Here is a 21,230-nt window from a genome sequence, read left to right on the forward strand (position 1 = left end):
GTGAGGAGTTGTGATGCGGGCATTCCGTGAGGCCGTGGAGGCGCACGACATGGACGCCGCCGAAGCGCTGCCGGCCGAGGATGTCGTCTTCTCCAGCCCGGTCGTCTTCAAGCCGTACACCGGCAGGCCGGTCACCGCGGCGATCCTGCGCGCTGTGGCGGAGGTCTTCGAGGACTTCCGTTGTGTGCGGGAGGTCGACGACGCGAACGGCCGTGACCACGTGCTCGTGTTCACCGCTCGGGTGGGTGACCGCGCGGTCGAGGGCTGCGGCATCATCCACGTCGACGACCACGGTCGCATCGACCGACTCACCGTGATGGTGCGTCCCTTGTCGGGCGCGCAGGCGCTCCGGGCTTCCATGGCCGCGGAGTTCGACCAGACCGCACGGGCCGCACAGGACCGCTCGGCCTGAACAGCTGCGTCCGGACCGCTCCGCCCGAGGCCCTCGCTCCGAACCGCTCCCCCAGCCCGTCCCGAGGGCCCGCCGGTCGCTTCCGGCGGGCCCTCCTGCGGCTGCCTCCTTCACGCATGCACACCCCGGTGGTACGGTGCGAACAGCATCCGTTTCGCGCCCTCCTTCAGGCGCCGGTGCCCGTTCTTCCTCGGATTCTCATCGGTGCGCCGTTCCGCCCGTGGTTTCGGGCCGGCCGTCCGGCATTCCCACACCACCTCGTGAGCGGGGCTTCACCGCCATGGCCGAGGTGCTGTTCCCACCGCCCCGGGCGCTGAATGCGTCCCCCTGTGCGGTTCTCCCCTTCCCAGCGTGTGTTCCTTCCCTCCAGTCGTGCCCGAAAGGACCGGCCCCATGACCACCACCACACTCGACCGCCCCGGCATCCAGCAGCAGCCCCGGCCCGTCAGCGGCGTCCTCGACATCGTCCCGTCCGGCACTCGCCACGAGGAACTGCTGCTCACTCCGGCGGAGTTGACGGCTGCCCGCGGTCTGCGCAGGGTGCTGCGGTCCCGGGACGGGCAGTCCGGCCTGGAGACGCTGCTGGAGCGGATGCGCGAGGCCCCCGACAACGCGACCTTCCTCCGGCGCGTCCAGCCCACCCTGCCCGGCAGCTGACGCCCCGGGCAGCCGACCGTGCCCGGCACCCGCCCGTTCCCGCCGCTGCGCCTCCCGGCCGCGGACAGCCGTCGCCGTCGTACCGCCGTGCGGCATCCGAGTGCTTGCGGAGGGCCTCCGGCCCGGTCACCGCGGCCGTCCGGGGTCCCCTTCCTACGTTTGCAGTATGACTATCGGATTTGCTTCGCGGGCGGCCGTATCCACCTGTGCCCTCTGCACAGCGGGCCTGCTGGCGTTCGCCCCCGCCGCGGCGAGCGCCGGTACGCGGGCGGACCCCGCGCCGTCACCCGGCTCCGGGGCACGGACGGCCACGGGACCGCGAGCCGCACCCGCGGCGGCGCCGAATGCGCTGCTGTACCGCTCCGGCACCCAGGTCCGCCCGCGCGCCGGGGCGCCCGAGGTCCCGGAGCCGTCCGCCCGGTCGTGGCTGGTGGCCGACGCCGGCTCCGGTGAGGTGCTCGCCGCGCACGACGCGCACCGCAGGCTGCCGCCCGCCAGCACCCTCAAGACCCTGTTCGCGCTCACCCTGCTGCCCGTCCTGCCCGCCGGCATCCGGCACACCGTCAGCGAGGAGGAACTGGCGGGCATCGGCCCCGGCAGCAGCCGTGTCGGGGTCGCCGAGGACCTCACCTACCGGATCTCCGACCTGTGGAACGGGGTCTTCCTCGGCTCCGGCAACGACGCCGTGCGCGTGCTGGCCTCGCTCAACGGCGGCTGGAAGGTCACCGCCGAGCGGATGCAGGACAAGGCCCACGCCCTCGGCGCCCACGACACGCGGGTGAAGTCGCCCGACGGCTACGACGCCCCGGGCCAGGTGTCGTCGGCGTTCGACCTGGCGGTGTTCGGCCGGGCCGGACTGCAAAACCCCGACTTCGTCCGGTACTGCTCCCTCGAGGAGACCGTCTTCCCGGGCCGCGACGACGGGTCGTACGCAATCCGCAACACCAACCGGCTGCTCACCGGCTCGGACGGGGTGGAACGGTACCCGGGGATCGTCGGGATCAAGAACGGCTACACCAGCGGCGCCGGCCACACCCTCGTGGCGGCGGCCCGCCGGGACGGACGCACCCTCGTGGTGACGGTGCTGAACCCCCGGTGGGGCGGTGCGCACGCCGTGTACGAGGAGGCCCGCACGCTGCTGGACTGGGGGTTCGAGGCGTCGGGCCGAGTCGATGCGGTGGGATCGCTGGACGCCCTGCGGGTCACGTCGCTGCCGGGGCCCGAGGCACAGCCCGCGCCCGCCCCGGCCCTCACCGCGGTTCCGGCGGCACGGGACGACGGGCCCGAGCGGACGGTGGTGTGGGCCGTGGCGGGCGCGGCACTGCTGGGCGCGGTGGGCACGGGCCTGTTCCTGCGGCTCAGGTGGGGTCCGGTGGTACCGGACTGACCGGCCGCGACGCGTGTCGCCCACCGCACCAGCGCTCCGCGCACCTCACCCCACGCCCCATCACACCGCTCGGCGCTCCGAGAGGCCGTCAGCGTCGTGCGGCGGTCCCGGGCAGCGGTTCCAACGCCGGTACGGGGCGAAGGCCGCCGACCGGCAGGCCGCCGCCGAGCAGCGGTTCGCCGGTGAACGCGGTGAGCGCGGCCGGGTCGACCCCGGCGTGGACGAGGGCGGCCGCGGTCACCGGGACGCGTGCCCGGTCGGCTCCGTCGGAGATCTTCACGGCGACGGCACTGCCGTCGGGCAGGGCGGCGACCTGTACGCCCTCGAAGCCGTCCTTGGCGAGCAGCCCGGGTACGGCCCCCATCAGGGCGGCGACGTCCCGGCCGGAGCCCGAGGCCATCGCGGGGTGCTCACGCATCGCGTCGGCGACCCGGGCCTCGGGGGTGCCGGGCGGGGCGGTGGTGATCCGGGCGGCGGCGCGGGCGAGGCCGTGCAGGGAGACGGCGAACAGGGGTGCGCCGCAGCCGTCGACGGTCACCCGGGCGACGCGCTGCCCGGTGAGCTCCTCGACCGTCCCGGCGACCGCCCGCTGGAGGGGGTGGGCGGGGTCGAGGTAGTCGCCGAGGGACCAGCCGTTGAGGCGGGCGGTGAGGAGCATGGCGGCGTGCTTGCCGGAGCAGTTCTGGGCGAGCCGGGAGGGCGGGCGGCCCTCGCGCACCCAGGTCTCGCGTACGGCGCTGCCGAACGGCAGGTCCGGGATGTTGCGCAGGTGCTCCTCGGCGAGTCCGGCGCCCGCGAGGACGCGCCGGACTCCGGCGAGGTGGCGTTCCTCGCCGGAGTGGCTGGCGGCGGCGAGGGAGAGCAGCTCGCCGTCGAGCGGGAGCCCCGCCCGCACCATGGCGACGGCCTGGACGGGCTTGAGCGCGGAGCGCGGGTAGCAGGCGGCCTCGATGTCACCGAGCCCGAGCCGGACCTTCCCGTCGGCGCCGAGGACGACGACGGAGCCGTAGTGGACACCTTCCACGACCCCGCCGCGGACGAGCCGGGCGACGGGGGCGTGGAAGGGCTCGCGGACCGGGGGTGCGGCCGCGGGGGACGTGCTGTTCATCGGGATCGGTTCTCCGTGGGGGCGGGCCGGTGGGGGTCCATCGGGGTATGCGTGTGCGGGACCTCGCCGTCCGCCGCGCGGACCGGGCGCACGAGGGCCGTCAGGGCCGTCCCGACCCGGTCGAGATGGTGGGACATCGCGTCGGCGGCGTCCTCCTCGGAGCCGTCGGCCAACGCCTGGACGATCGTGCGGTGCTCGCGGTTGGACTGTTCGCGCCGGTCCCCGAGCTGGTTGAGGAAGGCGGACTGGCGGGCCAGCGCGTCCCGGATCTCCTCGATGACCTTGCGGAACACGGGATTCTGGGCGGCCTCGGCGACGGCGAGGTGGAAGTGGGTGTCCATGGCCGCCCAGACGGTGGTGTCGGTCTCCCGGTCCATTCGTTCCAGCAGGTGGTGCAGGAGGCCGAGGTTCTCGGGGGTACGCCGCCGGGCCGCGTAGCGGGCGGCCGGGATCTCGACGTGGCGGCGCACCTCCAGCAGGTCGCCGGCCGCGTAGTCGCCGAAGGTGGGGTCCCCGACGGCGTCGGCGACGACGAAGGTGCCCTTGCCGGTCCTGGACGCGGTCAGGCCCATGGTCTGCAGCGCCCGCAGCGCCTCGCGCAGCACGGCCCGGGAGACCTCGAGGGTGCGGCACAGCTCCGCCTCGGAGGGGAGCTTGTCCCCGACGGCGTACTCGCCGCGCTCGATGGCGTCGCGCAGGTGGGAGAGGACCGCCTCCATCGCGCTGACGCGCCGCGGCCCGAGCCCACCTGTCCGGCTGTCCGACAGGTTCACGGAGGTGATGGTGCGGGTCGGACGCGAGAGGTGTCAAGCCGGACAGGACGGTGCCCGCGCGGGGGCTGCCCACACCCTCGTCCCGGGGGTCGTCACCATTCTGCGGCGGGGCTCGCGTTCCCATACTCACGTACATGGCCGATCCAACAGTGCTCGATCCGACGATGCTCACGGAGAACCCGCCCGCCTCCCCGTCCCCGCGTGCCCGCGGGAAGGGGAGCGACTTCGCCGAACTGTCACGGCGCATGGCCGCCGAAGGGCTGCTCGGGCGCCGCCCCCTCTACTACACCCTGCGCCTGGGGACCGTGGGCCTCGCCCTCGCGGGAGGTGTCGCCGCCTTCCTCGTCCTGGGCGACAGCTGGAGCCAGTTGTTCGTCGCGGCGGCCCTGGCCGTGGTCTTCGGGCAGCTCGCACTGGCCGCCCACGATCTGGCGCACCGACAGGTGTTCTCGCGCCGGCGCCCCAGTGAGGCCGGTGGTCTGCTGGTGGCCGACGTGCTCCTCGGCATGAGCTACGGCTGGTGGATGGACAAGCACACCCGCCACCACGCGAATCCCAACCACGGGCGCAAGGATCCGGATGTCGCCCCCGACCTGCTGGTCTGGTCGCGACGCCAGGCGAGCCGGGCTCAGGGCCCCGCGCGGTTCATCGGCAGGCACCAGGCCGCCCTGTTCTTCCCCCTGCTGACGCTGGAGGGCCTCAACCTGAGTTTCAGCAGTTTCAAGGCCCTGCGCGGCCCGGCGGTGAAGCGGCCGCGGCTGGAGGGGACCCTGCTCGTCGTCCACTTCGCCGTGTACTTCGGCGGCCTGTTCGCGGTGCTCTCCCCCGGCAAGGCGCTTGCCTTCGTCGCCGTCCACCAGGGTCTGTTCGGGATCTGCCTCGGCTCCGTGTTCGCCCCCAACCACAAGGGCATGCCGATGGTCGAGGAGGGGGAGCGGCTGGACTTCCTGCGCCGCCAGGTCCTCACCTCCCGCAACGTCACGGGCGGTGTGTTCGTCGACGTCTTCATGGGCGGGCTGAACCACCAGATCGAGCATCACCTCTTCCCCAGCATGCCCACTCCGGCTCTTCGCCGGGCCCAGGTCATCACCGAGCGGTACTGCGCCGAGCTGGGCATCCCGTACTGCCGGACGGGGCTGTTCGCCTCGTATGCCACGGCGCTGCGCCATCTCAGGAGCGCGGGGGAGCCACTGCGCGAGGCCCGCTGACGGACGGCGGCCCGCCTTCCGGCGGGAGGGCGGCAAGGACGGGCGGCCCACTACGCCCACAGCGCGCCGGCCAGGGCCGCGCCCGCGAACGCCGCGCCCAGGCCGGCCGCGACGCTCGCCACGACGTTCACGGCGGCATAACGGGTGGCGCCCGCCTCGGTGAGGCGCAGCGTCTCGTAGGAGAAGGTGGAGTACGTGGTCAGGGCGCCGCACAGACCGGTTCCGAGCAGCAGCTGGAGCCGCGGGCCCGCGGCGCCCGCGGCCACCGCGCCGGTGAGCAGGCCGAGTGTCAGGCAGCCGGCGACGTTCACCGTGAAGGTCCCCCAGGGGAAGACCGAGTCGTGCCGCGACTGCACCGCGCGGTCGGTGAGGTAGCGCAGGGGCGCCCCGGCCATGGCGCCGAGGACGACCAGCAGCCAGGTCACGGGCCCTCACCCCCCGTCCCGGGCGCGTGGGCACGACGGCCGCCGTCCAGGTACCGGACGACCTCGCAGGCCTCGAGGGTCACCAGGCCTTCGGTGACGAGCGCGTCCAGCTCCGGCAGGAAGGCGCGTACACGCTCCTCGGTGTCGACGACCACGACCGCCACCGGCAGGTCCTCGCTCAGGGACAGCAGCCGGGAGGTGTGGACGAGCGAGGAGGCGCCGAACCCCTCGATGCCGCGAAAGACACTGGCGCCCGCCAGTCCTGCCGCATGGGCACGGTGGACGATCTCCGAGTAGAGGGGCCGGTGATGCCAGGTGTCGTTCTCGCCGATGAGCACGGTCAGGCGCAGAGCGCTGCCGGTCAGCCGTGTCATGACTGCCTCCTCTTCAGAACGCGGCGGGTCGCGGACGCGGCCGCCCACACGGCGGCCAGCGCCGCGAGCGGGGTGACGGCGAGGTAGACGAGGGCGGGACCCCCGCTGCCGCCGTCGAGCAGGTTCCGGCCCTCGACGGCATAGGACGAGAAGGTGGTGAAACCTCCGAGGACACCGGTGCCGAAGAACGGCCGGACGAGGGGGTGGGCGGCCCGGGCCCCGGTGAGGACCGCCATGAAGACGCCGATCACGGCGCAGCCGGTGATGTTGACCCACAGGGTCGTCCAGGGGAAGCCGTCCGCCGGTGTCGGCCACCACAGGGAGGCGGCATGGCGGGCGGCGGCGCCCGCTCCCCCGCCGGCTGCCACCACGGCGACGACGGGAGCGTGCGCGCGCAGGACGGGGCGTGCGCGGTGGGTCCGGGTGGAAGGGGGCGGGGGTGGCACGGGCGTACGTCTCCTACTCGTCGAGCGGCCCGGACGTGCGGGCGCGCGTCTGCAACAAGTAGGGACCGTTGGCGGCGGTGCCGCGGTTCGGGTACGGCGGGCCCCACCGCCGCGCGCCGTAAGACGTGCTCGCGGCCGAGTGCCAGTTTAACGCCCGCGGCCACGGGAGCCCGCGGACGTGTATGCCGTCGGCCGTATGCGCTACCAGCCCTTTTCGAACATCCGCGCGACCTCGGCGATCCGCGCCTCGTCGCACCGGTAGTACGGACGCCCGGCGGCGCCTCCGGTGCGCAGCAGGCCGACGGCCGTGAGCAGCCGGAGGTGGGTGAGGGCGACCGGGTGGGGCATGCCGAACCGGCCGGCGACGGCCTCCGCGGTGGCGCCGTGCCCGGCGCGGCCGGGTTCCCTCAGCCAGGCCAGGATGTGCAGCCGTGTCCCGTCGTCGGGAGTCCTGATCATGTCGTCCGCCTCCGCCCCGGCGTCCGCTCCGGGCACTGACACCGTCCCGCGACCGGAGCCCTCGTGTCATGCGCTCCGGCACCTTGTCCGGGAGCCGGCCCACCCCGACCACGAAGTGGTCGGACAGCGTCTCGTCCGGAGGCACGGGGCCCGGCCGCACACGTACCGTGGGTGCGGCCGGGCCCCGCCGTGAGTCAGGAACTCACGGACTCACCGGTGACCGAACCACGACATCGCGGGCAGTGCCCGGTCGTCGTAGCCGAACAGCGCCTGGTTCTCCCAGCCGTTGCCGGAGGCCGGGTCGGCCGGGTCCCAGCCGTTGCCGGTGCGGGCGGTCCAGGTGGCCTCCCAGTAGAAGATCCCGAGGCCCCGCCCGTTCGGGACGGCCTCCACGATGCTCGCCACGTCGTTCATCCACCGGGTCTGGCCCGCCGTGGTCGCCGGGTAGCCGGGGACGAGTTCCCCGGTGAGGTCGATGATGTTCTCCAGCCCGTCCTCGCTGTCGAGGCGGAACGGATAGGCCGTCTCGGCGAGGAAGACCGGCTTGCCGTAGCGGGTGGCGGCGTCGTCCAGGGTGGTCTGGACGTCGTGCAGCGTGCCGTGCCAGTAGCCGTAGTACGACAGCCCGATGGCGTCGAATTTCACGCCCTGGGACACCGCGTTGTCGAACCACCAGCGGGTGCCGTCGAGGTCGCCGCCCTCGGCCAGGTGCAGCGCGACGGTGGTGGACGGGGCGACCGCCTTGACGGCGTCGTAGCCGGAGTTGAGCAGGCCGGCGAGCTGCGTCCAGTTGCCTGTGGAGCCCTCGTTCCAGAGCATGCCGCCGTTGATCTCGTTGCCGACCTGGACCATGTCGGCGGTGGTGCCCTGCGCCTTGAGGGCGCTCAGGACGTCGTACGTGTGCTGGTACACGTCCGTCTTCAACTGACTGTAGGAGTGTCCTGCCCAGGCGGCCGGCTTGGTCTGCTTGCCGGGGTCGGCCCAGGTGTCCGAGTAGTGGAAGTCGACCAGCAGCTTCATGCCCTGGGCCTTGACCCGCTTCGCCATGGCGAGGACGCGTGCCTTGTTGTTGTAGCCGTCGGCCGGGTTCACCCAGACCTTCAGGCGGGCGTAGTTCATTCCGGCCGAGCGCAGGATGGCGACGCCGTCACCGGCGCTGCCGGAGGCGGTCCGGTAGACGCCGCCCTTGGCCTCGCTCTTGGGCAGGGACGAGATGTCGGCGCCCTTGACCGCAAGTCCGGAGGTGCCCGGGGCGAAGGTCAGATCGTCGACGTTGATCCAGTTGCCCGCGTCGGCATCGCTGTGGACGCTGATCGTGCACTGGTTGTTCGTCACCCTGACGGGCACGACGATCCGTATCCAGTCGCTCGCGGACACCGGCAGGTCGGTGCGTTGTTCGGCGCCGCCGCAGTTCTTGAGGGCGAGGTAGGCGGCGTTCTGGCCGCCGCCGGAGCGGACCCAGGCGGTCAGCTTGTAGTCGCCGTTGGTCAGACCGGACAGGTACTGGTACGTCTCCACCTGGTAGGCCGAGGACGACCAGTGGGAGAGGCGGTGGCTGCCGCTGCGTCCACCGGACTCGGAGTACGAGGCGGCGGTGGAGCCGTACTCCGACCAGCCGCCCGGGGTGGCGGCACCCGAACCGTCGGCTTCGAAGCCGCCGTTGGTGAGGGTGCCGGCCGCGGTCGCGGTCTGGGCGGGCAGTGCGGTGAGGGAGAGCCCCGCGGCGAGCGGCAGCAGCAGGGCCCTGAGGACGGCCGTACGGGTGTGTGTGCGCGTGCGTCTGGGATGGAACATGGGTGTTCGTCGTCCCTTCGACGTGGGGAGAGGAACTGCCCCCGCCCGCGGCGGGGGCCTCCCTCCGCCCGCGGCGTGTGCTGCTCGCACGGGCGGAGGGGAGTCGCGGCTCAGCCGTCGAGTCGCACGACCCGGACGGCTCCGGCCGGGACCGCCAGGCGGCCCGCGGCGCGTTCACCCGTCAGCAGCTCGGTGCCGGGGGTGTCCAGCGGCACCTTGGTGTCGCCGGCGGTGTGGTTGATCACGAACAGGAAGGTGCCGGACTCCCCGGTGCGGCGCACCACTTCGACGTCGCGGGGCAGGCCGGCGCGCGGGGTGATCCCGGTCTCCTCGACGGCCCGGCCGAGCAGGGTGTCCAGTCCTTCGGCACCCAGGCGGGTGGAGACGTACCAGGCGCTGCCCTCGCCGAGGCGGTGCCGGGTGACGGCGGGGCGGCCGGCCGTGAGGCCGTCGGCGTAGGTCCAGACGGTCTCGGCGCCGTGCGGCACCACGAACTCGGACCATACGTCGGCGTCGAGCTCGGAGCCGTCGGGGCCGGTCAGACGCACCCGCCCGCCGGCCGGGAGCGGCGAGAACTCCTCGACGGTCAGGCCGAGGACGTCCCGCAGAGGGCCGGGGTAGGCGCCGTCGTGCACGGCGTCGTGTTCGTCGACGATGCCGGAGAAGTAGGAGACGACGAGGGTGCCGCCGTTCTCGACGTACTCCTTGAGGTTGTTCCCGGCCGCCTCGGTCATCAGGTACAGGGCGGGGACGACGACCAGGGGGTATCCCGACAGGTCGGCCTCCGGGTGCGCGAAGTCGACGGTGAGATGGCGGTCGTAGAGCGCCTCGTAGAAGGAGTCGGCCCGTTCGCGGGCGTCGTGGTCCTCGCTGGGGTGCCAGTCGAGGTTCTGCGCCCACCAGGAGTGCCAGTCCCACAGCACGGCGACGTCGGCCTCGGTGCGGGTGCCGCGCAGGGGTGCCAGCGCGTCGACGTGCGCGCCGAGTTCGACGACCTCGCGCCACACGCGGGTACCGGTGCCGCCGTGCGGGAGCATCGCCGAGTGGAACTTCTCGGCGCCGCGCCGGGACTGGCGCCACTGGAAGAACATGGCGCCCTCGGAGCCGCGGGCCACGTGGGCGAGGGAGTTGCGGGCCATCTGGCCGGGTGCCTTGGCGGGGTTGCGGGGCTGCCAGTTGACGCCCGAGGTGGAGTGTTCGAGCAGCAGCCAGGGGGCGCCGCCCGCGACGGAGCGGGTGAGGTCGGCGGACATCGCCAGGTTCACGTGGGTGCGGCGGCCGTCGGTGATCAGGTAGTGGTCGTTGGTGACGAGGTCGACCTCGCGGCCCCAGGCCCAGTAGTCCATGGAGTCGCACTGGCTGAGGGCCGTCATGAAGTTGGTGGTGACCGGGATGCCGGGCGCGAGGCGGTGCAGGATGTCCCGCTCCGCGGTGAAGTTCTCCCGCACGGTGGCGTCGGCGAACCTCCGGTAGTCCAGCGCCTGGCCGGGGTTGCCGACCGTCGGGGTGGCCCGCGGCGGGTTGATCTGCTCGAAGTCGGCGTAGCGCTGGCCCCAGAAGGCGGTGCCCCAGGCCTCGTTGACGGCGTCGACGGTGCCGTAGGTGCGGGCGAGCCAGCGGCGGAAGTGGGCGGCGCAGCCGTCGCAGTAGCAGGCGGAGACGGGGACGCCGTACTCGTTGTGGACGTGCCACATCGCGAGCGCGGGATGGTCTCCGTAGCGCTCGGCGAGCCGGGTGGTGATGTCCGCGGCGGCGGCGCGGTAGGCGGCGTTGCTGTGGCAGATGGCGCCGCGGGAGCCGAATTCGTAGCGCACTCCGTCCGCGGTGACCGGCAGCGCGTCCGGGTGGGCGCGGTAGAACCAGACGGGCGGCACCACGGTGGGCGTGCCGAGGTCGACGCGGATGCCGTTCTCGTGCAGCAGGTCCAGGACGCGGTCGAGCCAGCCGAAGTCGTGGACGCCGGGCTCGGGTTCCAGCAGGGCCCAGGAGAAGATGCCGACGCTCACCATGGTGACGCCGGCCTCACGCATCAACCGGACGTCCTCGGTCCAGACGCTTTCCGGCCACTGCTCGGGGTTGTAGTCCCCACCGAAGGCGAGCCCGGTGAGGCCCGTGGGGGTGGTCTCCGGCATGGATTGTCTCCCGATATGTCGAACCGCTGGGAACGTGCACACACACTTTGGGTGGCACGAAGCCAACATAACCGCACAGCAACAACCATTGACAAGTGTCCGGGATGTTTCTCTACTGTGAACGCTCACAGAGCAGCGCGAGTCACGGTACGAGCCGCGCGCAGCTGGGCAGCAGGTCTTCGCGAGAGGCGGGGGCCCAGGTCAGGGGAGAGTTCCATGCGATACACGAAGCACCGTCGCCTCGTGAGTTCCGCCATAGCGGTCACGCTCGGCGCCACCACGCTGGCCGCGTGCGGCTCGTCGTCGGACGACGACAGCGGGGTCCAGTCCGGTCCGGTCTCACTGACGTACTGGACCTGGGCCCCGGGCATGGACAAGGTCGTGGACCTGTGGAACGAGGGTCCCGGCAAGAAGGAGCAGATCAAGGTCACGGTGAAGAAGCAGGCGTCCGGCGACACGCTGGTCACCAAGATCCTCACCGCGCACAAGGCGGGCAAGGCCCCGGACCTGGTGCAGGCGGAGTACCAGGCACTGCCCACGCTGGTCAGCAATGACGCGCTCGCCGACATCTCGAAGGAGGTGGGCGACGCGAAGAGCAAGTTCGCGGACGGCGTCTGGCAGCAGACCACGCTCGGCACCGACGCGGTGTACGCGATCCCGCAGGACATCGGCCCGATGATGTTCTACTACCGCGAGGACCTGTTCAAGGAGTACGGCCTGACGGTGCCGACGACCTGGGACGAGTTCGCGGACACCGCGCGCAAGCTCAAGGAGGAGTCGCCGGAGACGGACCTGACCACGTTCTCCGCCAATGACTCGGGGCTGTTCGCGGGGCTCGCCCAGCAGGCCGGCGCGCAGTGGTGGACCACGTCCGGCACCAAGTGGAAGGTCGGCATCTCCGACGACGCGACCAAGAAGGTCGCCGAGTTCTGGGGCGGCCTGGTCAAGGAGGGTGCCATCGACAACCAGCCGATGTACACCCCGGCCTGGAACAAGGCGCTCAACACCGGCAAGCAGATCGCGTGGGTCAGCGCCGTGTGGGCGCCGGGCACACTGAGCACGGCCGCGCCCGACACCAAGGGCAAGTGGGCCATGGCCCCGCTCCCCCAGTGGACCGACGAGGAGAACCGCACCGGCAGCTGGGGCGGCTCCTCCACCGGCGTCACCACGGACTCCAAGAACAAGGAGGCCGCCGCGAAGTTCGCCGCCTGGCTGAACACCGACCGCGAGGCGCTGAACGCGCTGGCGAAGGAGAGCGGCATCTACCCCGCCTCCACCTCGGCCCAGCTCAGCGGCGCCTTCACCAGCCCGCCGGAGTACTTCTCCAACCAGCCGGACTTCTACAAGAAGGCCGCCGAGATCGCGCAGAGCACCGCGCCGTCCGCCTGGGGTCCGAACGTCAACGTGGCGTACACGACGTTCAAGGACGCCTTCGGTGCCGCCGCGAAGAACAAGTCCGACTTCGTCGCCGCCGTGGACAGCATGCAGCAGGACACGGTCGCCGACCTGAAGAAGCAGGGCTTCGAGGTCGCTCCGTGACATCCCCGGCACGTGGGAAGGCGTACGGGGTCGAAGGGGCCCCGTACGCCCGCCCGTCCCGCACCTCTGCCCTCAGGCGCACCCGCAGCGCCCCCTTCCTCTTCCTGATCCCCGCGACGGTTCTCTTCCTGCTCTTCTTCGCGCTGCCCATCGGGTACGCGGTCTGGCTCAGCTTCCGCAAGGTGCAGGTGTCCGGGCTCGGCCTGGGCGCGGGTGCCCGCAAGGAGGTCTGGGCCGGCCTGGAGAACTACACCGCCGCCCTCTCCGACAGCGAACTGCTGGACGGCGCGCTGCGCGTGCTCGGCTACGGCTGCATCGTGGTTCCGGTGATGCTGGGGCTCGCCCTGGTGTTCGCGCTGATGCTGGACTCCGAGCGGGTGCGGCTCGCGCCCTTCACCCGGCTCGCGATCTTCCTGCCGTACGCCATCCCCGGCGTGATCGCGGCGCTGCTGTGGGGCTTTTTGTACCTGCCCGACGTGAGCCCGTTCTACTTCGTGCTCGACAGGTTCGGCCTGCCGCAGCCGGACCTGCTGGACGGCGGTCCGCTGTTCCTCGCCCTGTCGAACATCGCGGTGTGGGGCGGCACCGGCTTCAACATGATCGTCATCTACACCGCGCTGCGGGCCATCCCTCTCGAGGTGTACGAGGCGGCGAAGCTGGACGGCGCCACCCCCCTGCAGATCGCGCTGAAGATCAAGATCCCGATGGTCGCGCCGTCGCTGGTGCTCACCTTCTTCTTCTCGATCATCGCGACGCTCCAGGTGTTCAACGAACCGACCACGCTGAAGCCGCTCACCAACTCCGTCTCCACCACATGGAGTCCGCTGATGAAGGTGTACCAGGACGCCTTCGGCAACGGCGACATCCACTCGGCCGCCGCGCAGGCCGCCCTCATCGCGCTCGCCACCCTGGTGCTCTCCTTCGGCTTCCTGCGGGCCGCGAACCGACGCAACAAGCAGGAGGCGGCCCGATGAGTTCCGTGGCCCTGAACAAGGCCGAGCCCGTGGCCGGCACCGCCCCGGGCACCGGCCGGGCTCCGGCGCGGCCCCGCCGGACCGCCCTGGTCCCCACCCTGACGCTGCTGCTCGGCGCGCTGTACTGCCTGTTGCCGGTCGCCTGGGTGGTCATCGCGTCCACCAAGTCCGGCAGTGAGCTGTTCTCCACGTTCACGTTCTGGCCCGGCACCGGCTTCACCGAGAACCTCTCCGACCTGAACGCCTACCGCGACGGCGTCTACTGGACGTGGATGGGCAACTCCGCCCTGTACGCCGGCCTCGGCGCCCTGCTGTCGACGTGCGTGTCGGCGGTCAGCGGCTACGCGCTGGCGGTCTACCGCTTCCGGGGCCGCGAGACGCTGTTCAACGTGCTGCTCGCGGGTGTGCTGATGCCGCCGGTGATCCTCGCCGTCCCGCAGTACCTGCTGCTCGCCCAGGCGGACCTCACGGACTCCTACCTGTCCGTGCTGCTGCCGCAGATCCTCTCCCCGTACGGCGTCTACCTCGCGCGGATCTACGCCGCGGCGTCGGTGCCGTCCGACGTGGTGGAGGCCGGGCGGATGGACGGGGCCGGCGAGTGGCGCATCTTCACCCGGGTCGCGCTGCCGATGATGCTGCCCGGACTGGTGACGGTGTTCCTGTTCCAGTTCGTCGCGATCTGGAACAACTTCCTGCTGCCGTACATCATGCTCAGCGACGACGAGAAGTTCCCGATCACGCTCGGTCTGCACACGCTCCTCGAACAGGGCGCCAACACGCCGGCGTTGTACACCCTGGTGATCACGGGCGCGTTCCTCGCGGTGTTCCCGCTGGTCGCGCTCTTCCTGGTCATCCAGCGGTTCTGGAGCCTGGATCTGCTGTCCGGAGCCGTAAAGTCATGACCATGAGCAACACGGGGGGCAGGCGCAGGCCGCCGACGATCCACGACGTGGCGCGCGAGGCCGGTGTCTCGCGCGGGACCGTCTCGCGCGTGCTCAACGGCGGCCACTACGTCAGCCCGTCCGCGGCGGAAGCGGTCAACGCCGCGATCCGCAGAACGGGTTACGTGGTGAACCGGCACGCCCGCTCGCTGATCACCGGCCGCTCCGACTCGGTCGGCTTCCTGCTGACTGAGCCTCAGGAGCGGTTCTTCGAGGATCCCAACTTCAATGTCCTGCTGCGCGGTTGCACGCAGGCACTGGCCGCGCACGACATTCCGCTGCTGCTGATGATCGCCGGTACGCAGGCCGAACGGCGGCGCATAGTGCGGTACATCACCGCCGGGCACGTCGACGGGGTGCTGCTGGTCTCCAGCCACTCGGGCGATCCGGTGGCCGAGGAGCTGCGGGCGGCGGGCATCCCGCTGGTCGCGTGCGGCAAGCCGATCGGGCTGGGTTCCAAGGTGAGTTACGTGGCCGCGGACGACCGGGACGGCGCCCGTGACATGGTGCGCCATCTGCTGTCGCTCGGCCGGCGCAGGGTGGGCATGGTGACCGGCCCGCTCGACACTCCGGGCGGCGTGGAGCGCCTCGCCGGGTACAAGGAGGTGCTCGCCGAGGCCGGCATCGGGAGCGACGAACGGCTCATCGTCTCCGGCGACTACAGCAGGGCCAGCGGCGCGGCGGGCGCGGAGCGGCTGCTGGCCGGGGCGCCCGACATGGACGCCGTGTTCGTCGCCTCGGACCTGATGGCGCAGGGCGTGCTGACGGCACTGCACCGCGCGGGACGGCGGGTGCCCGAGGACGTGGCGGTCGGCGGCTTCGACGACTCCCAGGCCGCGGTCTCCACCAGCCCCGGCCTGAGCACGATCCGTCAGCCGTGGGACCGCATCAGCTCCGAGATGGTACGGGTCCTGCTGGCCCAGGTCGGCGGCGAGGAGCCGGCCACGGTGATCCTCCCGACGGAACTGGTGAAGCGCGAGTCGACCTAGGAACGCGCGCCGGGCCCGGGCGTGACGCGCATCGCCCAACCGTTAGTTGAATACCGAACAAGTGTTACCGTTCGACCATGACAGCAAAGACGGCCGGCGCCGGGCTCGAGGAGCGGTGGCGGGAGATCCTGGCGGTGCACGCGCGCACCCTCGGCGAGATCGACCGCGCGCTGCATCCGCACGGCCTCGGCGCATCCGACTTCGAGGTGCTCGACCTGCTCGCGACCGCGTCGCCCGAGGAGGGCGAGCAGTGCAGGGTGCAGAACCTGGGCGGGCGGGTCCACCTCAGCCAGAGCGCGCTGTCCCGCCTCATCGCCCGACTGGAGAAGGACGGCCTGGTCGCCCGCAGCATCTGCGCGGAGGACCGGCGGGGCGTCTACGTCACGCTCACCGCCGAGGGCCGCGGCCTGCACGCCGAGGTACTGCCGCTCCAGCGCGCGGCCCTGGCCCGCGCGCTGGGCGAGTAGTCCGCCGCACCGGACGGCCGCGGCACGCCTAGGGACGGGCGAGCAGGGTGCGCACCCCCTCGGACGTCAGCGTGAGGCGGTGTTCCGAGCTGCCGTCGATGGTGAGGGACAGCTCGTCGGCCGGCCACTGCGCGGCCAGTGCCCCGAGCGGCACCAGCCGGTAGCGGGAGACGAAGGGCAGCAGCCCCGACATCTCCAGTTCCGAAGTGAACACCGGCACCACCTGGATGCCGTCCGGCTGCTCCATCACGGGCAGCGCGACCGCGCCGGGCTCGGCGGCCTCGTCGCCCGCGTCGTCGGGCACGGGGATGAGTACGTCACTGTGGGCGAGGGCGTCCAGTGCCGCCGCGTCCTGGGTGTTCTCGGCAAGAGTGTCCAGGGCCCGCTGGGCGGACGTGGGGTCGTTGTTCTCGTGCGCGGGTGTCTCCATGGCAGTTTCCCTCGTAACGGCGGTCGTACGGACCCGTCCCGGACGAAATCGGCGGATCGGCAGAACGGCGGATCAGCGGTCGGGCCGGGATCCGCTCCGGGCACGGTCCTGCACGCGTACCCGATCGCGCGGGCCGCAATCCTGCCCGGCGTCCGAAGGACGGGCACCCCCTCCGACCGCCCTGACCGGCGTGGTTATCATATGAGCGCCGCCTAGCTCGAAAGATAATCCTGTGACTGTCAACGAAGACTCGTTCACCAACTGGAAACACCGCGAGGAAATCGCGGAGGCGATGATCCCGATCATCGGGAAGCTGCACCGCGAGCGGGACGTCACCGTCCTGCTGCACAGCCGCTCCTTGGTGAACAAGTCGGTGGTCTCGATCCTCAAGACCCACCGCTTCGCCCGTCAGATCTCCGGCCGGGAGCTGTCGGTCACCGAGACGCTGCCGTTCCTCCAGGCGCTCACCGCGCTCGACCTCGGCCCCTCCCAGATCGACCTCGGTCTGCTCGCCGCGACCTACCGCACCGACGACCGCGGACAGTCGGTGGAGGAGTTCACCGCCGAGGCCGTGGCGGGTGCCACCGGTGACCACAAGATCGACCGCCGTGAGCCGCGCGACGTCGTCCTCTACGGCTTCGGCCGTATCGGCCGGCTCCTCGCCCGCCTGCTCATCGAGAAGTCCGGCTCCGGCAACGGCCTGCGGCTGCGCGCCATCGTGGTCCGCCGGGGCGGCGAGCAGGACATCGTCAAGCGCGCCTCCCTGCTGCGCCGCGACTCCGTGCACGGCCAGTTCCAGGGCACGATCACCGTGGACGAGGCGAACAGCACGATCGTCGCCAACGGCAACACGGTCAAGGTGATCTACGCCGACGACCCGTCACGGCTGGACTACACGGCGTACGGCATCAAGAACGCCATCCTCATCGACAACACCGGCAAGTGGCGCGACCGCGAAGGTCTCTCGCAGCACCTGCGTCCCGGCGTCGACAAGGTGGTGCTGACCGCGCCCGGCAAGGGTGACGTGCCCAACGTCGTGCACGGCGTGAACCACGACACCCTCAAGCCGGACGAGCAGATCATCTCCTGCGCGTCCTGCACCACCAACGCGATCGTCCCGCCGCTCAAGGCGATGGCGGACGAGTACGGCGTGCTGCGCGGCCACGTGGAGACCGTCCACTCGTTCACCAACGACCAGAACCTGCTGGACAACTACCACAAGTCCGAGCGCCGCGGCCGCTCCGCGCCGCTGAACATGGTGATCACCGAGACGGGTGCCGCCTCCGCCGTCGCCAAGGCGCTGCCCGGCCTCGAGGCGACCATCACCGGCAGCTCGATCCGGGTTCCGGTGCCGGACGTCTCCATCGCGATCCTCAACCTGCAGCTGGGCCGCGAGGCCGACCGCGGCGAGGTGCTCGAGTACCTCCGTGAGGTGTCGCTCACCTCGCCGCTGAAGCGTCAGATCGACTTCATCAGCGCCCCCGACGCGGTCTCCAGCGACTTCATCGGCTCGCGGCACGCCTCGATCGTCGACGCCGGCGCCCTCAAGGTCGAGGGCGACAACGCGATCCTGTACCTCTGGTACGACAACGAGTTCGGTTACTCCTGCCAGGTCGTCCGGGTCGTCCAGCACGTCTCCGGAGTGGAGTACCCGACCTTCCCGGCGCCGGCGCCGGCGCCGGTTCCGGCTTCCTGACCGGCCGGGCACGGGCCGCCGGGAAGGACATATGGACGGAAGGTACGCGAAAGGTGCGGCGGGGCGTGGTCGGCGAGCAGGCCGGCCCTGCCTCGCCGCTCTGCGTCGACTTCCTCAACTACCCGTAAGTAAGGGCCTGTTCAGGCCCCGGGTGCCGATGCGGTGGCGAAACCGTGTCACGCCGAGGTCCGGATCGGTAACGATCGGCTCGTATCGGTTGCCCAACCCGGCACAGTTCCTAGTCTGCGGACATGGCGCTCTTCAGTAGTCGTACCGGTAAACGTCCCCGTATTGTCCCCGCTCTCGACGACGACGCCCTCGCGCGCGTCCTGCGGCAGGTGAGCAAGCGCGGTGGGGGCGTCAAGTCGACGGAGGTGACTCTCGTCGCGGGGTTCCTGGAGGAGACCGGGGACAACTGGGACCGGCGCAGCCACCGGGTGTCCGTGCTGGCCGGGGAGACGGCCGAATCGGGGTCCGACCTGGCCTCGGCCTGGCTGACCAGATCGCCGAAGAATCCCGACGCACTGGTGTTCCACTCGTGGGTCGGCCTGATGCGCGGCCTGCGGGACAGACACCTGGAGGACGCGGGACAGCTGGTGACCCAGTGCCACCGGGCCGCGGAGCTGAATCCGGCGGATCCGCTGCCCTGGGTGGCCCTGCTCGGCATGGCCCGCCTCGAGCGGTATCCGCAGAGCGAGGTCAACGCCATCTGGCGGGAGGCCACCGGACGCGACCGCTGGCACCGCGAGGCCTATCTGCAGATGCTCGCCCATCTGTCGCCGGAGGAAGGGGGCTCGAGCGCGGCCGTCCTCGACTTCATCGATGTGGTGCGCACCCGGATACCGGCCAACGCGCCGTGCGCCGCGATCGAACTGACCGCTGCCGTCCGGCAGTACCAGGGGCTGGTGGCGCAGGGCGGTGTCCGGGCCATGACGGCCGGTCAGCTGTGGGACGGCGGACAGGTCGCGGCCTCGCTGGAGCAGGCCGCCTCCCTCTGGGCGAAGCCGGGGTTCTTCCAGCACGCGGCGGCCCAGGCGGATTTGAACGTCCTGGCGTACGCGTTGTGCGCGGCCGGCCGGGCCGTCGACGCGCACCATGTGTTCGAGGTGCTCCAGGGCATGGTGACCCCGTGGCCGTGGAACGACGACGGACCCGCGGTCCAGCGGTTCGAACAGCACAAGGCCAAGGCGGAGCGGGGACGGCAGGGCGGCGTCAGAGGAGCCTGACGCCGCCTCACCGCGCACACCGTCAGTCCCGTTCCCGGGCCAGGATGTCCGTGACGGCCTTCCGCAACGCCGTCGCGGGGTCCGCCGCGGCTCCTTCGGAGCGCCATGCCACGAATCCGTCGGGGCGGACCAGGACCGCGCCGTCCCCGGTGACGCCGTGGGCCTGGGCCCAGTCCACGCCGTCGGCCGGCACCAGGTCCGCGGCGGGGCCGGTGCCGATCCGGTAGGCGTCGATCGGCGCCCGCAGCTGCCGTGCCGTCTGTGCCGCCGCGGTGTGCCAGGCGCCGTCGCCCGACTCGCCGGTCAGCAGCACCAGGGACCGCTCGTACAGGTCGAGGGTGGAGATGCGGACTCCGTCGCGGTCCAGCCACAGGTGGGGGGCCCGGGTGCCCGGTTCCCCCGTCAGCTGCAGGCCCTCCGGGACGACCGGCGCCGCCGGGTCGCCGCCCACGACCGCGCCCTGCGGATAGCGGTAGCCCAGCGCCACGTTGAGGATTCCGCCCTTGGGGCCCTTGCTGCCGGCGCCCGCCGCGGGCGTGTAGCCGGGGTGGCTGTGCTCGACCGAGCGGTTCGAGGCGCGGGCGCTGGTCGCCTCGGCCACCGGGCGGCGCTCGGCGTCGTAGGACTCCAGCAGTCCGGGGCCCGCCCAGCCGCCGTGGACGGCGGCGAGCTTCCAGGCGAGGTTGTGCGCGTCCTGGATGCCGGTGTTGGAGCCGAACGCCCCGGTTGGTGACATCTCGTGGGCCGAGTCCCCGGCGAGGAACACCCGGCGGTCGGTGTACCGCTCGGCGACCCGCTCGGCGGCGTGCCAGGCGGCCCGGCCGGTGATCTTGACATCGAGGTCGGGCACCCCGACCGCCCGCCGGATGTGGGCGACGCACCGCTCGTCGGTGAACTCCTCGATCGTTTCGCCGTGTTCGGGGTGCCAGGGAGCGTGGAACACCCAGTTCTCGGTGTTGTCGACGGGCAGCAGTGCCCCGTCGGCCTCCGGGTTCGTCAGGTAGCAGACGATGAACCGCCGGTCGCCGACGACGCCCGCGAGGTCGCGGGAGGAGAAGGTGACGCTCACGTTGTGGAACAGGTCGCCCGGACCGCTCTGCCTGATGCCGAGCCGCTCCCGCACGGGGCTGCGCGGGCCGTCCGCGGCGACCAGGTAGTCCGCGCGGATGGTGGTGTGCTCGCCGGTCTCCCGGCTCTTGACCTGGGCCGTCACCCCGTCGTCGTCCTGGTCGAACGACATCAGCTCGGTCGCGAAGCGCAGATCGCCGCCGAGTTCGCGGGCGTGGGCCAGCAGCACCGGTTCGAGGTCGTTCTGGCTGCACTGGCACCACCCCCCGGGGCTGAACCGGGCCAGCCCGCCTCCGGGGTCGATCTCCTTGAACAGCCACTCGCCGTCGCCGTCCACCAGACTCGGCGTCTGCATGATGCCGTGGTTGTCCGCGAGGACCGACGCGACCTCCCTGATCTGCTGCTCCACTCCGGCCACCCGGAACAGCTCCATGGTGCGCACGTTGTTGCCGCGCCCGCGCGGGTGGATCGACGTGCCCGTGTGACGTTCGACGAGCAGGTGCGGCACGCCCAGACGCCCCAGGAACACGGACATGGACAGGCCCACGAGGGATCCGCCGACGATGAGGACGGACGTGTGGTGGCCGGTCTTGCCGGCCTCTTGCGATCGGTTCATTGAAGTGCCTCCAGCGTCGCCCTCGACGGGCGATGGAACAGGACGCGGCATCCATGCCCGGTACGGACCGGTTCGCGTCCCGGCCGCACCCGGTTGACGCGTGGTTCAC

General features: G+C 71.6%; 20 protein-coding genes and 1 pseudogene. 11 read left to right on the forward strand and 10 right to left on the reverse strand.

The genetic code is table 11. The features are described from left to right. Positions 1 to 13: 13 nt before the first annotated feature. The 3 genes and pseudogenes from ACFWVE_RS10740 (at position 14) to ACFWVE_RS10750 (ending at position 2,456) form a co-directional block, all read left to right on the forward strand. Positions 14 to 412, forward strand: coding sequence for a nuclear transport factor 2 family protein (locus tag ACFWVE_RS10740; RefSeq protein ID WP_384010575.1), 399 nt, complete (start codon positions 14 to 16; stop codon positions 410 to 412). A 459-nt stretch (positions 413 to 871) separates the two neighbouring features. Then, positions 872 to 1,069, forward strand: a pseudogene (locus tag ACFWVE_RS10745) (transcription termination factor Rho); the annotation flags it as partial. 166 nt (positions 1,070 to 1,235) lie between these two features. Then, a complete protein-coding gene (locus ACFWVE_RS10750; protein ID WP_384010578.1) occupies positions 1,236 to 2,456 on the forward strand; it encodes a D-alanyl-D-alanine carboxypeptidase family protein in 1,221 nt (406 codons plus the stop codon). 88 nt (positions 2,457 to 2,544) lie between these two features. On the opposite strand, the gene ACFWVE_RS10755 is transcribed toward ACFWVE_RS10750, so the two are convergent. Next, on the reverse strand, positions 2,545 to 3,564 hold the full coding sequence (locus ACFWVE_RS10755; RefSeq protein ID WP_384010581.1) for an asparaginase: 1,020 nt from the start codon (positions 3,562 to 3,564) through the stop codon (positions 2,545 to 2,547). After that, the gene (locus ACFWVE_RS10760) at positions 3,561 to 4,337 is read right to left on the reverse strand and encodes a FadR/GntR family transcriptional regulator (protein WP_384010584.1); all 777 of its coding nucleotides are present in this window, start codon (positions 4,335 to 4,337) and stop codon (positions 3,561 to 3,563) included. Before ACFWVE_RS10760 ends, ACFWVE_RS10755 begins: the two co-directional genes overlap by 4 nt. A 164-nt stretch (positions 4,338 to 4,501) precedes the next feature. Here ACFWVE_RS10760 and ACFWVE_RS10765 point away from each other — a divergent pair, with 164 nt between their 5' ends. Beyond that, positions 4,502 to 5,545: a fatty acid desaturase family protein gene (locus ACFWVE_RS10765; protein ID WP_384010778.1), complete on the forward strand. Its 1,044-nt coding sequence runs from the start codon at positions 4,502 to 4,504 to the stop codon at positions 5,543 to 5,545. A 50-nt stretch (positions 5,546 to 5,595) separates the two neighbouring features. Here ACFWVE_RS10765 and crcB read toward each other — a convergent pair whose 3' ends face one another. The 6 genes from crcB to ACFWVE_RS10795 all read right to left on the reverse strand — a co-directional run bounded on the left by crcB (position 5,596) and on the right by ACFWVE_RS10795 (position 11,175). After that, entirely contained in the window at positions 5,596 to 5,970 is a 375-nt protein-coding gene (crcB, locus tag ACFWVE_RS10770) for a fluoride efflux transporter CrcB (RefSeq protein ID WP_384010587.1), read from the reverse strand. Then, positions 5,967 to 6,344: a DUF190 domain-containing protein gene (locus ACFWVE_RS10775; RefSeq protein ID WP_384010590.1), complete on the reverse strand. Its 378-nt coding sequence runs from the start codon at positions 6,342 to 6,344 to the stop codon at positions 5,967 to 5,969. Before ACFWVE_RS10775 ends, crcB begins: the two co-directional genes overlap by 4 nt. Next, positions 6,341 to 6,790, reverse strand: a complete 450-nt coding sequence (locus tag ACFWVE_RS10780) for a CrcB family protein (RefSeq protein ID WP_384010594.1) — start codon at positions 6,788 to 6,790, stop codon at positions 6,341 to 6,343. Before ACFWVE_RS10780 ends, ACFWVE_RS10775 begins: the two co-directional genes overlap by 4 nt. Before the next feature lie 201 nt (positions 6,791 to 6,991). Continuing rightward, positions 6,992 to 7,249, reverse strand: coding sequence for an ArsR family transcriptional regulator (locus ACFWVE_RS10785; RefSeq protein WP_384010598.1), 258 nt, complete (start codon positions 7,247 to 7,249; stop codon positions 6,992 to 6,994). A 210-nt stretch (positions 7,250 to 7,459) separates the two neighbouring features. Further along, the gene (locus ACFWVE_RS10790) at positions 7,460 to 9,043 is read right to left on the reverse strand and encodes an arabinogalactan endo-beta-1,4-galactanase (RefSeq protein ID WP_384010600.1); all 1,584 of its coding nucleotides are present in this window, start codon (positions 9,041 to 9,043) and stop codon (positions 7,460 to 7,462) included. 110 nt (positions 9,044 to 9,153) lie between these two features. Continuing rightward, positions 9,154 to 11,175, reverse strand: a complete 2,022-nt coding sequence (locus ACFWVE_RS10795) for a beta-galactosidase (protein WP_384010603.1) — start codon at positions 11,173 to 11,175, stop codon at positions 9,154 to 9,156. Positions 11,176 to 11,391: 216 nt separating this feature from the next. Here ACFWVE_RS10795 and ACFWVE_RS10800 point away from each other — a divergent pair, with 216 nt between their 5' ends. The 5 genes from ACFWVE_RS10800 (at position 11,392) to ACFWVE_RS10820 (ending at position 16,085) form a co-directional block, all read left to right on the forward strand. Further along, positions 11,392 to 12,714, forward strand: a complete 1,323-nt coding sequence (locus ACFWVE_RS10800; protein ID WP_384010608.1) for an extracellular solute-binding protein — start codon at positions 11,392 to 11,394, stop codon at positions 12,712 to 12,714. Further along, complete coding sequence (locus ACFWVE_RS10805; protein WP_384010611.1) at positions 12,711 to 13,688, forward strand: carbohydrate ABC transporter permease; 978 nt, start codon at positions 12,711 to 12,713, stop codon at positions 13,686 to 13,688. Before ACFWVE_RS10800 ends, ACFWVE_RS10805 begins: the two co-directional genes overlap by 4 nt. Next, on the forward strand, positions 13,685 to 14,590 hold the full coding sequence (locus ACFWVE_RS10810; RefSeq protein WP_384010614.1) for a carbohydrate ABC transporter permease: 906 nt from the start codon (positions 13,685 to 13,687) through the stop codon (positions 14,588 to 14,590). The genes ACFWVE_RS10805 and ACFWVE_RS10810 overlap by 4 nt, the downstream gene beginning before the upstream one ends. Further along, complete coding sequence (locus ACFWVE_RS10815; RefSeq protein ID WP_384010617.1) at positions 14,587 to 15,618, forward strand: LacI family DNA-binding transcriptional regulator; 1,032 nt, start codon at positions 14,587 to 14,589, stop codon at positions 15,616 to 15,618. Before ACFWVE_RS10810 ends, ACFWVE_RS10815 begins: the two co-directional genes overlap by 4 nt. 77 nt (positions 15,619 to 15,695) lie before the next feature. Then, a complete protein-coding gene (locus ACFWVE_RS10820; protein ID WP_384010619.1) occupies positions 15,696 to 16,085 on the forward strand; it encodes a MarR family winged helix-turn-helix transcriptional regulator in 390 nt (129 codons plus the stop codon). A gap of 28 nt (positions 16,086 to 16,113) precedes the next feature. Here the strand turns inward: ACFWVE_RS10820 and ACFWVE_RS10825 are convergent, their stop codons facing one another. Next, on the reverse strand, positions 16,114 to 16,515 hold the full coding sequence (locus ACFWVE_RS10825; RefSeq protein WP_384010622.1) for an SseB family protein: 402 nt from the start codon (positions 16,513 to 16,515) through the stop codon (positions 16,114 to 16,116). Between the two features lie 232 nt (positions 16,516 to 16,747). Here ACFWVE_RS10825 and ACFWVE_RS10830 point away from each other — a divergent pair, with 232 nt between their 5' ends. Both ACFWVE_RS10830 and ACFWVE_RS10835 read left to right on the forward strand, forming a co-directional pair. Further along, positions 16,748 to 18,211, forward strand: a complete 1,464-nt coding sequence (locus ACFWVE_RS10830) for a glyceraldehyde-3-phosphate dehydrogenase (protein WP_384010624.1) — start codon at positions 16,748 to 16,750, stop codon at positions 18,209 to 18,211. A 251-nt stretch (positions 18,212 to 18,462) separates the two neighbouring features. Further along, positions 18,463 to 19,437: a hypothetical protein gene (locus ACFWVE_RS10835; protein ID WP_384010628.1), complete on the forward strand. Its 975-nt coding sequence runs from the start codon at positions 18,463 to 18,465 to the stop codon at positions 19,435 to 19,437. Between the two features lie 22 nt (positions 19,438 to 19,459). Here the strand turns inward: ACFWVE_RS10835 and ACFWVE_RS10840 are convergent, their stop codons facing one another. Beyond that, entirely contained in the window at positions 19,460 to 21,121 is a 1,662-nt protein-coding gene (locus ACFWVE_RS10840) for an FAD-dependent oxidoreductase (protein ID WP_384010632.1), read from the reverse strand. Between the last annotated feature and the right edge of the window lie 109 nt (positions 21,122 to 21,230).

The sequence above is a fragment of the Streptomyces sp. NPDC058632 genome (assembly GCF_042717095.1).
GTDB lineage: Bacteria > Actinomycetota > Actinomycetes > Streptomycetales > Streptomycetaceae > Streptomyces.

Excerpts from the sequence above, each read along its gene's own strand:
- ACFWVE_RS10815 (WP_384010617.1), top strand. The coding sequence starts at position 14,587 with ATGACCATGAGCAACACGGGGGGCAGGCGCAGGCCGCCGACGATCCAC.
- ACFWVE_RS10840 (WP_384010632.1), bottom strand. The coding sequence starts at position 21,121 with ATGAACCGATCGCAAGAGGCCGGCAAGACCGGCCACCACACGTCCGTC.
- ACFWVE_RS10765 (WP_384010778.1), top strand. The coding sequence starts at position 4,502 with ATGCTCACGGAGAACCCGCCCGCCTCCCCGTCCCCGCGTGCCCGCGGG.
- ACFWVE_RS10800 (WP_384010608.1), top strand. The coding sequence starts at position 11,392 with ATGCGATACACGAAGCACCGTCGCCTCGTGAGTTCCGCCATAGCGGTC.
- ACFWVE_RS10790 (WP_384010600.1), bottom strand. The coding sequence starts at position 9,043 with ATGTTCCATCCCAGACGCACGCGCACACACACCCGTACGGCCGTCCTC.
- ACFWVE_RS10835 (WP_384010628.1), top strand. The coding sequence starts at position 18,463 with ATGGCGCTCTTCAGTAGTCGTACCGGTAAACGTCCCCGTATTGTCCCC.
- ACFWVE_RS10810 (WP_384010614.1), top strand. The coding sequence starts at position 13,685 with ATGAGTTCCGTGGCCCTGAACAAGGCCGAGCCCGTGGCCGGCACCGCC.
- ACFWVE_RS10825 (WP_384010622.1), bottom strand. The coding sequence starts at position 16,515 with ATGGAGACACCCGCGCACGAGAACAACGACCCCACGTCCGCCCAGCGG.
- ACFWVE_RS10785 (WP_384010598.1), bottom strand. The coding sequence starts at position 7,249 with ATGATCAGGACTCCCGACGACGGGACACGGCTGCACATCCTGGCCTGG.
- ACFWVE_RS10795 (WP_384010603.1), bottom strand. The coding sequence starts at position 11,175 with ATGCCGGAGACCACCCCCACGGGCCTCACCGGGCTCGCCTTCGGTGGG.
- ACFWVE_RS10755 (WP_384010581.1), bottom strand. The coding sequence starts at position 3,564 with ATGAACAGCACGTCCCCCGCGGCCGCACCCCCGGTCCGCGAGCCCTTC.
- ACFWVE_RS10820 (WP_384010619.1), top strand. The coding sequence starts at position 15,696 with ATGACAGCAAAGACGGCCGGCGCCGGGCTCGAGGAGCGGTGGCGGGAG.
- ACFWVE_RS10750 (WP_384010578.1), top strand. The coding sequence starts at position 1,236 with ATGACTATCGGATTTGCTTCGCGGGCGGCCGTATCCACCTGTGCCCTC.
- ACFWVE_RS10740 (WP_384010575.1), top strand. The coding sequence starts at position 14 with ATGCGGGCATTCCGTGAGGCCGTGGAGGCGCACGACATGGACGCCGCC.
- ACFWVE_RS10775 (WP_384010590.1), bottom strand. The coding sequence starts at position 6,344 with ATGACACGGCTGACCGGCAGCGCTCTGCGCCTGACCGTGCTCATCGGC.